General features: G+C 52.2%; 11 protein-coding genes and 1 tRNA gene. 3 read left to right on the top strand and 9 right to left on the bottom strand.

Annotated features, from left to right (window positions below):
* Nucleotides 1-3: 3 nt before the first annotated feature.
* The 3 genes from GA0061077_RS02645 to GA0061077_RS02655 all read right to left on the bottom strand — a co-directional run bounded on the left by GA0061077_RS02645 (nt 4) and on the right by GA0061077_RS02655 (nt 2,821).
* Nucleotides 4-336: a histidine triad nucleotide-binding protein gene (locus GA0061077_RS02645; protein WP_091847346.1), complete on the bottom strand. Its 333-nt coding sequence runs from the start codon at nt 334-336 to the stop codon at nt 4-6.
* A 262-nt stretch (nt 337-598) separates the two neighbouring features.
* Nucleotides 599-1,396 (bottom strand): 16S rRNA (uracil(1498)-N(3))-methyltransferase, encoded by a 798-nt coding sequence (locus GA0061077_RS02650; RefSeq protein WP_091847347.1) that lies wholly within the window; start codon nt 1,394-1,396, stop codon nt 599-601.
* Nucleotides 1,397-1,501: 105 nt separating this feature from the next.
* The gene (locus GA0061077_RS02655) at nt 1,502-2,821 is read right to left on the bottom strand and encodes a polysaccharide deacetylase family protein (protein ID WP_159426903.1); all 1,320 of its coding nucleotides are present in this window, start codon (nt 2,819-2,821) and stop codon (nt 1,502-1,504) included.
* Nucleotides 2,822-3,073: 252 nt separating this feature from the next.
* Here GA0061077_RS02655 and GA0061077_RS02660 point away from each other — a divergent pair.
* The 3 genes from GA0061077_RS02660 to glgC all read left to right on the top strand — a co-directional run bounded on the left by GA0061077_RS02660 (nt 3,074) and on the right by glgC (nt 5,681).
* Nucleotides 3,074-3,160: transfer RNA gene (locus tag GA0061077_RS02660), tRNA-Leu, on the top strand.
* 141 nt (nt 3,161-3,301) lie between these two features.
* The gene (locus GA0061077_RS02665; protein ID WP_091847349.1) at nt 3,302-4,276 is read left to right on the top strand and encodes a TrmH family RNA methyltransferase; all 975 of its coding nucleotides are present in this window, start codon (nt 3,302-3,304) and stop codon (nt 4,274-4,276) included.
* A 163-nt stretch (nt 4,277-4,439) separates the two neighbouring features.
* Nucleotides 4,440-5,681: a glucose-1-phosphate adenylyltransferase gene (glgC, locus tag GA0061077_RS02670; protein WP_091847350.1), complete on the top strand. Its 1,242-nt coding sequence runs from the start codon at nt 4,440-4,442 to the stop codon at nt 5,679-5,681.
* A gap of 250 nt (nt 5,682-5,931) precedes the next feature.
* Here glgC and GA0061077_RS02675 read toward each other — a convergent pair whose 3' ends face one another.
* From GA0061077_RS02675 to sufB, 6 genes are all read right to left on the bottom strand, one after another.
* Nucleotides 5,932-6,513 (bottom strand): metal-sulfur cluster assembly factor, encoded by a 582-nt coding sequence (locus tag GA0061077_RS02675; RefSeq protein ID WP_091847620.1) that lies wholly within the window; start codon nt 6,511-6,513, stop codon nt 5,932-5,934.
* A 54-nt stretch (nt 6,514-6,567) separates the two neighbouring features.
* Nucleotides 6,568-7,113 carry a Fe-S cluster assembly sulfur transfer protein SufU gene (gene sufU, locus GA0061077_RS02680; protein ID WP_183193107.1) on the bottom strand — a complete coding sequence of 182 codons (546 nt, stop codon included), beginning with the start codon at nt 7,111-7,113 and terminating at the stop codon, nt 6,568-6,570.
* Between the two features lie 2 nt (nt 7,114-7,115).
* Nucleotides 7,116-8,387 (bottom strand): SufS family cysteine desulfurase, encoded by a 1,272-nt coding sequence (locus GA0061077_RS02685; protein ID WP_091847622.1) that lies wholly within the window; start codon nt 8,385-8,387, stop codon nt 7,116-7,118.
* Between the two features lie 264 nt (nt 8,388-8,651).
* Nucleotides 8,652-9,428, bottom strand: coding sequence for a Fe-S cluster assembly ATPase SufC (gene sufC, locus GA0061077_RS02690; RefSeq protein WP_091847351.1), 777 nt, complete (start codon nt 9,426-9,428; stop codon nt 8,652-8,654).
* A complete protein-coding gene (gene sufD / locus GA0061077_RS02695; protein ID WP_091847352.1) occupies nt 9,429-10,652 on the bottom strand; it encodes a Fe-S cluster assembly protein SufD in 1,224 nt (407 codons plus the stop codon).
* 3 nt (nt 10,653-10,655) lie between these two features.
* A complete protein-coding gene (sufB, locus tag GA0061077_RS02700; protein ID WP_091847353.1) occupies nt 10,656-12,110 on the bottom strand; it encodes a Fe-S cluster assembly protein SufB in 1,455 nt (484 codons plus the stop codon).
* Nucleotides 12,111-12,291: the final 181 nt, after the last annotated feature.

Below are 12,291 nucleotides of genomic sequence, written 5' to 3' on the forward strand. Positions count from 1 at the left end.
CTCCTACTCTTCCATCATTTCGCCGGTTAGTACGTGTGCATGAACATGAAATACCGACTGCCCGGCATCCTCGCCGGTGTTGAAGACCAAGCGATAAGAACCGTTGAATTCCTTATCGGCGATGGACTGTGCAACTTTGACAATATGAGCAAGCTCAGCCGGATCGGCTTCAGCAAGCTCAGAAACCTTGGTATAATGCTGCTTCGGAACAAGCAAAACATGAACTTTTGCCTTGGGGCTGATGTCCATGAACCCATACGTGGTATCATCCTCATACGCCTTGGTGCTTGGAACCTCACCCGCAATAATCTTGCAGAACAGGCAATCGTTGGCCATACATGCTCCTTGCTGAAAACATTCGGACGCAATCACGCCCTTTCTCCATGCTATTCGTCCGCAAGGATATTGGCGTAATATTTTCGAATACTCGTCACGCACACTCTCACAAAACAATGGACGGGTCAGGAAGCACGAATGCTCACTTCATGCAATCTTCGTATTAAACACTGATTGCACCTCCTTTGGCACACGCGAGCACAGGTTTGCAGACGGGTGACCATTGCCGAAAAAGACCGAATCAAGCAGAGCGCGCAACTTCTCAGGCGAATCGCCCCAATGCGCGAGCCAACAGAGACAAAGCCACTGGTCCCGCAGTTGACGCACGCATGATGTTCGCACCCAATACGCACACATCTGCACCTGCCGATGTAAACTGATCCACCTCGTCGTCACTGATGCCGCCCTCTGGGCCAACGACCACATAAACCGTACGCGGCTTCCCATCATCAAGGCACCGCTGTGCAAGGTGAGATACGTTGGACTCGACAACATCCCAAGTCGCGGTTGCATCCTGATGTAGAACAATCACCAAATCATGATGAACACAGGCTCGCCGGCACATCTGAACAACCTGTTTGCTTGACACGCATTCGCAGAGGACCGGCTTCCATGACCGACGGGACTGCTCTGTCGCCGCCACTAGTGTCTGATCCCATTTGCGATCGGTGCGCCCGGCCTTCCACTTAGAAATCGAGCGGTTGGCCTGCCACGGCACCACCTCATCAACACCGATCTGTGTCGCCATATCGATCGCCTGTTCGTCGTGTCCCGTTTTCGCGAGCGCCTGCACCAAAGCAAGCCTGGTAACCGGACGCTCTTCCTTGACGAATTGTGAAACTTCAACCAAGCCGTTCTGCGTATCGCAAACCGTGGCATCAATTCGCAAGCCCCGTCCATCGGAAAGCTGAAGCGCCTCTCCTTCCTGTAGACGCATCGCACCTATCGCATGGCGCTTGATTGCCGTCGGCAATGTGATGGTCCATCCTGTGTGCAGCTCGTCGCAATTGACAGGTACGTCATCATGTGCAGCATCAAATACAAAAAGCGGACTTGTCATAGTTCAAGGCTACCGAAGGTACGGACGAATCAAGGGAAATCGCCACATTATACCTTCACTGGTCCGCTCAACATCGCAAACCGTCTCGGGTAATCGCTGCATCGATCACATGCGTAGGATGTCGTCACGAGAATAGTACACGGCTCCGGCCCTCGGATATTCTTCCGTCAGTTCGGGAATAGTTACGAAACGATAACCTTGCTTGCGTAATTTTGCAATAATTTCAGGAACCGCTTCGACGGTATGCGGGTGAATATCGTGCATGAGGACAATGGAACCCGGCTCGATTTGTGTCATGATCTTTCGGGTTAATGAGGCCGACGTGGCACCTTGCGACCAATCATAAGAATCCACTCCGTACATCGCGATTGCCGCGCCCTCCTTTCGCCCTATGTAGGTGCGACTGGCTTCATCGACAGCACCGTGAGGAGGTCGAACGAAATTCACGGGAACATTGATTGCCGAAGCAATGAGTGCAGCGGTATCATCAAGCTGTTGCCCCTCATGATGGTTCTGGATGATAGCCGGTAAATCCTCATGACTCCATGTGTGGCTGCCAATCGGGAATCCCGCCTGCGCCAACCGTCGCGTAAGCGATCCCCCATCGGCCTGCACCTTTTGTCCCATCTCGAAAAAGGTCACGGAAATCTCCTCGGTTTGCAGATACGAAACCAGTTGCGGAGTCAATTCGAAATCGGGACCGTCATCGAACGTGAGCGCCACACAACGTTGAGTTGCACAATCGATGCCTTTTGCTTTATTGCCAGCTTTCACAACTTTGTCAGCGGCACGATAAAGCATTTCCTGGTCGTCATTGCACCGCGAATACGGCGCCGAGTTCGCCACATCTGCATTGGCTTTTTGTATGGCATGCTCCAACGTTTGCAACGTTTTCGAATCGACAGTGTGCTTTTGCAATCTTGCAAAAGCAGCCACGCCATCGGTCACTGCCTCCAGCTCTTTCCTGGCAGACTGCCCCACCCCAGAATCCAAAGCGTAGAGAACAAGCAGTGGCTTGAAAGCTGCATTCAAGTCGCCGATCAGTTTTTCCAACTCGCCGGTCCACTGTCGTTCAAGCCTCGTTTCATCGTTGAGTTTCGGTGTCAACTCTTTGGTCGAACAAGACATCATCGGATTGGCGCTTTCTTGCGACGCAATCTCCTTACGTCGTCTTTGAGCCGATTCCAACGTAGCCTGTGCGGTGTTGACCTGATCGGCAGAAAGCGTTTCGAGGGTACCATCTTGACGGTTTTGGGCACTCTTGACCAACACAGCATCCTGCGCAATAAGTGTATCTACATGCGCAGCAGCAAGCTTGTACGAATTACCCCACTGCACACACCGGCTCATACCTTTGCGATAGTAAGAATACATAGTATTGGATGAAACAACTCCGGCAACAGCCAACACCAATACCACCACCATGGCAACACAAATTCCGCGCCTTCTATTCTTTGAGTTTCGTTTCAGTTCCATTGTGCCCCAATTCCGGTCAATTCACGGATAAAACCTCATTCTACGCCCTTGCTACGGTTTTATCTCGACATAAACAACAGGAAATCATGCGCCCACAACCATCCTTTCGCGTTGACAGCACGAGGATTCTTTTTTTCGACACACCGACCTACCAATTACCGCGCAATGGTGTATAGTACTATCTGTTGCTTGAACGCACCTGCCCAGGTGGCGGAATGGTAGACGCGCTAGCTTGAGGTGCTAGTTCCTAACTTTTCAGGAGTACGGGTTCAACTCCCGTCCTGGGCACGATAATTAAGATTGAAGACCCCTTGCCAGTCAAGGGGTCTTCGTGTATCCAGACAAGACTCAGTAGAGCTCGAGTCTCCAGTCAAAAGGTGTCCACCGGCTAAGAAAATCAGCTGCGCAAAACGGAAAGGACAGACAGTCATGCAAATCATTAACATTACGACCATCGACGACGAGCGAGTGGCCGCTTATACCCACCTTACCGAAGTGCAGCTGCGCAACCGGCTGGAGCCCGAGCAAGGGATCTTCATCGCGGAATCCCCCAAGGTCATCGAACGCGCACTGGCCGCTGGACGAGAACCAGTTTCATTGCTCGTCGAAGAAGCTTGGCTTGACGACATGAAGGAGATGTTCAAGCAAATCAATGCACGCTGGGGCGATCAAATCCCGGTTTATGTCGCTTCATCCGAACAACTAAAGAAACTGACTGGTTATCGGCTTCACCGTGGAGCTCTGGCAGCGATGCACCGCTGGAAGCTGCCGACAGTCGCACAAGTTTGTAAGAATGCCAGACGTGTTGCGGTCATGGAAAACATCGTCGATCACACCAACGTCGGAGCTCTGATGCGTTCAGCCGCCGCACTGGAGGTCGATGCCGTTCTCGTTACACCGTCTTGTGGCGATCCGCTGTATCGCCGTGCCGCACGCGTCTCAATGGGCACGGTTTTTCAAGTGCTATGGACTAGAATCGATTCTCAAACACTAAACGTAACCGAACACGCCGGCGACAACGACGGCAATGGTACTAATGCCGCTTTGAACCATGCAGGCGATTCGGGCAACCGCCGCACCAAAGAGCAAGACAACAAATTGTGGCCAATCCAAGGACTGCGGGAATTGAACGATCTCGGCTTCACAACCGCATCAATGGCATTGACCGACGATTCCATTAGTCTTGATGAACTAACCAGGCGACTCAACAATGCTTCAAGCGAGTCCGATCACATTGAAAAAATCGCACTCATATTCGGTACGGAAGGCGACGGATTGACCCACCGAACCATTGCGAACACGGATCTCACCGTCAAGATTCCGATGAGCAACGGGGTCGACAGTCTCAACGTCGCCGCTTCCAGCGCTGTCGCCTTCTATGCGACAAGATATGAACACCGCTAAGTAGCCACCTGCCATCCAACTTTTTCACGTCGGCTCAATCCGGTAAAATGATGATATCATTGTGATCATCTTGTTACCGAATACATTGTGCAAGCGAGAGTTCGCAACGACCTGTATTGTGACTTGATCAGCCAGCCGAATTCGGCTTCAAAGGGAGCATGAAATGGCAAAAAGCCCGAAGGTACTCGCGATCGTATTGGCGGGCGGCGAAGGCACACGCCTTATGCCGTTGACGCGCGACAGGGCAAAGCCGGCCGTGCCTTTTGGCGGAGTCTATCGCCTTGTCGATTTTCCGTTGAGCAACCTCGTCAATTCCGGTTATTCGCAGATAGTGGTACTCACACAATACAAATCACATTCCCTGGATCGTCACATATCCAAGGTCTGGCGTTTCTCTCCCCTGCTTGATGCCTACGTCTCTCCTGTTCCAGCGCAGCAGCGACTTGGCAAGCATTGGTATCTCGGCTCTGCAGATGCCGTCTATCAGACCATTAACATCATTGAAGACACCGAACCGGATTACGTCGTCATTGTCGGCGCAGATCATGTGTATCGTATGGATTTCAACCAGATGCTCCAACAGCATATCAAATCAGGTGCGAGCTTCACTGTTGCCGGCATCCGTCAGCCAGTGGAATCTTCGAATCAGTTTGGCGTCATCGATGTCGACCCCAACCATCCCCACATGATTCGTGGATTCAAGGAAAAGCCACAAGCGACCCAAGGAATACCGGGATCACCCAACGAAATCTTGGCTTCCATGGGCAATTACATTGCCAATACTGATGCCTTGTTCAACGCTCTTGCCGAGGATGAGAAAGCCGAAAACACCAAGCACGACATGGGCGGAGACATCGCTCCCTACTTCTCGCAACGTCATGAGGCGGGAGTCTATGATTTTGGCGAGAACGAAATACCTGGCGTAACTGAATACGATCACGCATATTGGCGCGATGTAGGTACCATCAGGCAATTTTACGACGCTCACATGGATCTCATTGAATACCGGCCGCCGTTTAATCTTTATAACCAGGATTGGCCAATTTACACGCTTTCCGGCAATTTGCCGCCTGCCAAGTTCGTTCATTCGGAAAATGACCGAATCGGCAGGGCTACAGATTCCATCATCTCCCCTGGTGTCATCGTCTCGGGCGGTGACGTGCAGCATTCGGTGCTCTCAACCAACGTCCGCATCAATTCATGGTCACATGTTGTTGATTCCATTCTCTTTGACGGTGTTATCGTTGGCCGTCGCGCACGGGTATGCAAGGCCATCCTCGACAAGAACGTCATTTTGGAAGAGAATGCGACAGTCGGCATCGACCATGAACACGACCTCGAGAGAGGATTCACCATCAAAGATGGCATTACCGTCGTCCCCAAGCGCACGGTTGTCAGGGACTGAATCTCGGCACCGCCAATCTCGCGACTGCAAACACCCTCTCGGCCGCACTGTCTTCACATGATTGAAACATCAGATGGGTGGTGCAACGAAGCGCCGTATCATGCAAACAGGCACTTGACGATATTGTTGAACCCGGTTATTGCATAAGTACAGTAACTGGGTTCAACAATAAAACAAAACAACCGCATGAGAAAACCCTCACAAGCGGCATGACAACTGCGGCACGCTGACTTCAACCGCAAAGTATGTATCAGTACTTCGGCATGTTGTCGAAGTTGAAGCCAATGGCTTCAAGCTGTTCACGTCCCTCTGGACGAATCATATCGGTTGTCCAATGCGGTTGCCAGGTCCAATCAATGCGGAACTCCTCGACAAGACCCGCCAATGTGGATGCGCACTCATCCTCAAGCAAATCTGTCAATGGACATGCCGGTGTGGTCAGTGTCATCGTAATGATGGCACGTCCCTTCTCATCAATCTCAATACCGTACACAAGACCAAGATCGATGACATCAATGCCAAGCTCGGGATCAATGACCTGATGCAATGCCTCGCGCACATCCGCTGCCGTCGCCTTGCCGATATCACTGAACGAAGTCAGTGGTATACCGGTCTGCTCATCCTTCACCGTGTTGCCGACAAACTTACCTTCTTCAGGCTCATTCGGTTGGTCCGAATCGTTAGATCCTGTGCTGCTTTTATCGCTAAATGCTCCCACCGCCCTTGGATTCGCGACAGCCGCCTGACCCATTTCATCGCTGCCAAGTGACTTAACCGCCGAGTCCAACACCGACGACTGCGGAGCAGGAACGAGATTGTCGTTATCCGTCATATTACTTCCTTTATTATTTGCATCGTTGGAATAAAGTTCCATTGTCATCGGGACTCAACTTGCAGCCAACGCTTTGGCAAGAGAATCCTTGAGCCCGGCCCAACCCAACAACGCACATTTGATACGCATCGGGTACTTGGAAACACCTTGAAACACGACCGCATCCCCCAACGCTTCCTTCTCGTCGGCATCGTCAAGTCCTGCACCACGCGATTGCATGAGCTGCTGGAACGCGGACTCCAACTGCATGGCCTCTTCAACGGTTTTGCCATCAACCAAATCAACCATCATCGACAAGCTTGCTGTCGAAATGGAGCAGCCGCTGCCATCCCAGACAAGACGTTCGATTCTGCGCGGTTCAGAATCAGAAACCTCAACATGAACCGTCACCTGGTCTCCGCAAGTCGGATTGAACTGATGAGACTCACCCGGCGTGCAATATTCATGGTTGGCCTGAACACCCGTTTCCGCTGTTGCGCTACTTTCGCTCGTAACGTCGAGAGCGAACTGTTCCTTGCCATGCGGATTCTTTGAAGCATCAAGAATGACTTCCTGATACATCTGTTCAAAATCATCGCTGCTCATACCAAAATCACTCATATTCAAACCCCAAAGAACAAACGAACTTCATCGGCCGTTTCAACCAGTTGCCGAGCTTCCTCGGCGGTATTGTACACGCCGGTTGAGGCTCGATTGGAGGCAAACAAGCCGAAATGACGATGAACCGGTTGAGCACAATGATGCCCAACACGCACAGCAATTCCCTTTGAATCGAAGAACTGGCCGACATCGTGTGGATGCACGCCCTGTACATCGAACGAAACCGTACCAATGCGGTTCCGTTCATCCACTGGCCCCAATACACGGAAGCCAGCAATATCGTTTAGTTTCAAAAGCTCTGCAGTTATGGAGCGCTCATGAGCCTCGATATTCGCCATGCCGATCTCGCGCATCCAGTCAGCTGCCGCACCAGCCGCAACAACCTGCGCAACCGGCTGTGTCCCCGCTTCAAAGCGCTCCGGCGGCTGCATATACTGAGCCGGTTTATCCATCCATGCAAGCTCGACCATCGACCCTCCGAAATTGGCCGGGGGCAACGCCTCCAGTAGGTCCCGCTTGCCGTACAGGAAGCCGACTCCGGTCGGGCCGTACATCTTATGAGCACTCCACACCGCAAAATCGACATCCATCTGATGAAGGTCAATGTCCAGATGCGGCACAGACTGGCATGCATCCAAGATGAAGAGGGCCCCAACCTCATGCGCCCGCCTAATGATGAGTTCAACATCCGTGATGGCGCCAGTTACGTTGCTTACATGGGTGATGGCGACGACCTTCGTCCGTTCGGTAATGATCTCATCGGCCATATCCGAACGAATCCTACCGTCATCGGTCAAATCGAACCATTTCAACGTGGCACCAGTACGCAAAGCAAGCTCTTGAAACGGCAGCAACACAGAATGATGCTCAGCTTTGGAAACGACAATCTCATCACCCGGCTTGAGCGCGAACCCTGCAGCCTCATGTCCGCCTCTACCTTGCGAGGCATTGCCGAATGAAGTTGCCAGAAGGTTCAACCCGGCAGTGGCTCCCGACGTGACAACGATTTCCTCTTGTCCTTCCCCATACGCAGCACCGACTAGTTTGGCGACCTTTGTCCGGGCTTCTTCGAATGCAACGGTGCTGCGTGAAGCGAGTTCATGAGCCCCCCGATGCACACCGGCATTGATGGTCTCGTAAAAATTACTTTCAGCATCAATCACACACCGAGGCTTCTGTGCTGTGGCAGCCGAATCGAAGTAAACAAGCGGATGCCTATGAATCTTTTGCCCCAGAATGGGGAACTGATCCCTGATGTCATTAAAAGCCACCATCATCGACCTCTTATCGTGATTAGAATTATAACTTCCGGCTCTCAAGGCGGGAACACCGCACACCTTCGACACGTTAGCAGTCGAAAAGCAGGCATTACGCCCGACAAGCCGAGCATAGCCGGAGTTCCACCGGTTGTCGAGTGAAATACAACAACCGGCGAATCTGCAATTCATTTTTTCGCGCCCCGCATCATGCCTTGGGGCAACCAAAGATCGACAGGCTTGCGGACACCCAAGACACAAACCGCAAGCTTGAAAACCGGCTTATGCCAAAGCGGATTCTTTAGAACCTTCAGGCAGATACTCGTCATAACCGTTCTCTTCAAGTTCATCAGCAAGCTCAGGACCACCGGTTTTGACAAACTGACCGCCAGCGAAGACGTGAACAATATCTGGCTTGATGTACTTGAGAATCCTGGTGTAATGCGTGATGAGCATGATACCGAGACCGGTGTTCTCCTTGGCACGGTTCACACCGTCGGAGACAATGCGTAGCGCATCAACGTCAAGACCGGAATCAGTCTCGTCCATAACAGCGAACTTCGGCTTCAATAGCTCAAGCTGCAGGACTTCAGCACGCTTCTTCTCACCGCCGGAAAAACCCTCGTTGACTGAGCGTGAAGCAAACTTCTTGTCCATGCGCAAGTTTGTCATAGCATCTTGCAGTTCCTTGGTCCACGTACGAATTGCCGGAGCCTTACCGTCGATTTCAGTTTTCGCAGTGCGTAGGAAGTTCGTCATGGACACGCCCGGCACTTCGACCGGGTACTGCATAGCCAAAAACAGACCGGCCTTTGCTCGCTCGTCCGCCGTCATCTTCAGCAGATCTTCGCCATCAAGCAACGCCTCACCCGAATCAACGAAGTACTTCGGATGACCGGCCAGCGTGTAGGCCAAGGTCGATTTACCCGAGCCGTTGGGACCCATAATCGCATGGGTTTCACCAGAACGGACGGTCAGGTTCGCACCCTTGAGAATCTGCTTGCGACCTTCCTTCGTCTCCACAGATGCATAGAGATCTTTGATTTCCAATGTTGACATTTACTTATCCTCCAATACAGCTTGCATTTCCGCGCTTTCACCGCGGGCAAGCCTACGCTCAATAACACTCATAAGGTGCTCTGCGATGCTTGGCACACCAATTTGTTCAATCAAATCCGCAAAGAAGCCACGAACCACAAGCTTTCTGGCTTCCGATTCCGTGATGCCGCGCGACTGTAAGTAGAACAGCTCCTCATCGTCGAAACGACCGACGGAACTGGCATGTCCGGCTCCGACGATGTTGCCGTTCTCAATCTCGAGGTTCGGCTCGGAATCAGCCACCGGTCCGGGGGTCAGCACGAGATTGCGATTAAGCTCGTAGGAGTCGGTGTTCGGAGCCTGTGGCTTGATCAGTGCATTGCCCACCCAAGTCGAGTGTGCATCTTCGCCGTCAAGTGCTCCCTTATAAACCACTCGAGATTTGCAATCAGGATAGTTATGAACAACCATCGTGCGGTGCTCCAAATGTTGTCCCGCCTCAGCAAAGTAAATGCCTAGCATGTTCAGATCGCTTTGCGGTCCGCCGAAGTCCTGATCCATGCGCATCCGGACCACGTCTCCCCCGAGGGTTACCACACCATGACGCAAAAAGGCATTGGCACCAACTCGGATACGGTGATTTGCCACATGCTTGGATCCTTCGTCCCATTCCTGAACAAACGTTATCGAGACATGCGAATCCTTGCCAGTGTTGATTTCCACGCCTTCAGCAAGACGAGCCAACCCTTCGTGCCGTACGACGATATCGCAGTGCGTACCATCAGTGACATCAAGCACCAGATGCAGAGCGTCAAGATCAGTGCCATGCCCCTGAACATCAACCAGTACCGGCTGGTCCAAGTCTCCTGAAACGCAGACAACGACGGCTTTATCACCACTGTTCCATTCGACCGCCGAAACACGATCGTTGGGCTTCATCACGGTTCCTGACGGAGCCTCTCGGCGATCGACAACCGACTGGCTGACCCTGCTCCCATCGATTGTGCTTCCGTCGATATTGCTCACACTGACTGCGGTTTTGCCACTAGGCGTGAAAACCTCGAAGAACTCGCTAATGCGCTCAACAGGTGTATATCGCCAATCTTCTTGCTTACGTGTCGGCACAGCAAAAGCGTCCACGTCGAACGAGCGCGGCGAGTTGTCGGCACTCGACGGCATTGCTGCTGGCAATGTGTAGGGATCTTTGGGATCCGCGACCGGAATATTGATTTCTTGTTCGGCCATAAATCAGCCCACCGATCCTTCCATTTGCAACTCGACAAGCCTATTGAGTTCCAACGCATATTCCATGGGAAGCTCACGGCTAATCGGCTCGACGAAACCACGAACAATCATGCCCATCGCCTCCTTCTCCTCAAGCCCACGGCTCATCAGATAGAAAAGCTGGTCTTCCGAAACCTTGGAGACGGTCGCTTCATGCGCCATCGTCACTTCATCTTCGCGAACGTCGACGTGCGGGTAGGTATCGGAGCGAGAATAATCGTCAACCAACAACGTATCGCAGGACACCGAGGAACTCGACCCCTCGGCACCGTCGACGATTTTGACGAGCCCTCGATAGGCACAACGGCCGCCTCCACGCGAAATGGACTTGGCTACGATGGTGGAGCTCGTGTGCGGAGCCAGATGAATCATCTTGGCGCCCGTATCCTGATATTGTCCTTTGCCGGCAAAGCTCAACGACATGGTGGATGCCTTGGCATAAGGCTCAGCCAGAATGCAGGCCGGGTACTTCATGCTGGCCTTTGAGCCGATGTTGCCATCGACCCATTCCATCGTGCCGCCCTCCTTGACGTAGGATCGCTGGGTGACAAGGTTGAATACGTTGTTCGACCAATTCTGCACGGTAGTGTACCTAACGCGCGCGTTCTTGCCCACGATGATCTCCACATTGGCCGCATGAAGCGAGTCCGTAGCGTAGATCGGGGCTGTGCAACCCTCAACATAGTGGACGTATGAGCCTTCCTCAGCGATGATAAGTGTGCGCTCGAACTGGCCCATATTAGGAGTGTTGATGCGGAAGTAGGCTTGCAGGGGGATGTCCACGTGCACACCCTTAGGCACATACACGAACGAACCACCGGACCATGCGGCTGTGTTCAAGGCGGCAAACTTGTTGTCATCATAAGGAATGACCGTTCCAAAGTACTTTTTGACAATGTCTGGATACTCACGCACCGCAGTATCGGTGTCGGTGAAAATCACACCCTGATTTTTCAGGTCTTCCTGAATGGAGTTGTAGATAACCTCGGATTCATACTGCGCCGCAACGCCAGAGATCAGACGTTTCTTCTCCGCTTCGGGTATGCCGAGCTTGTCATAGGTGTTGCGTATGTCATCTGGCAAAGCCTCCCAGCTTGTCGCAGGCTTATCGACAGGCTTGACATAATACTTGAAATCGTCGGCGTCAAAATCGGAAAGATCGACACCCCACTTTGGTACCGGTTTCTCGATGAAGGCACGATAGCCCTTCAGACGCATGTCCAACATCCACTCCGGTTCGCCTTTATCGGCAGATATGGCGCGAACCACGTTCTCGTCGATACCCTTTTTCGCAGCTTCGCCAGCGGCATCGGAATCATGCCAACCATAGTTGTACTCGCCGAATTCCTCGATGATCTCGTCATCTTGTTTGATTTTGTCCTCGTTGACACGCTCACGATCAGCCACATATTGGCTCATCTCCGTATCCGACGCGGCGTTTGGTTTCAGTTTCTCTGTCACCGTACGCTGCCTCCTATCATTGATTACACTCGCTTATAAATCTAACAGAATCGAGTTCTCTTTACCTGAAAATATAAGCAAACAAAGCTAACAACACAAGTGATTTATTTCACGTCAATTTATAGCACCGCACATTCCG

The organism is Bifidobacterium commune, assembly GCF_900094885.1.
Classification (GTDB): Bacteria; Actinomycetota; Actinomycetes; order Actinomycetales; family Bifidobacteriaceae; genus Bifidobacterium; species Bifidobacterium commune.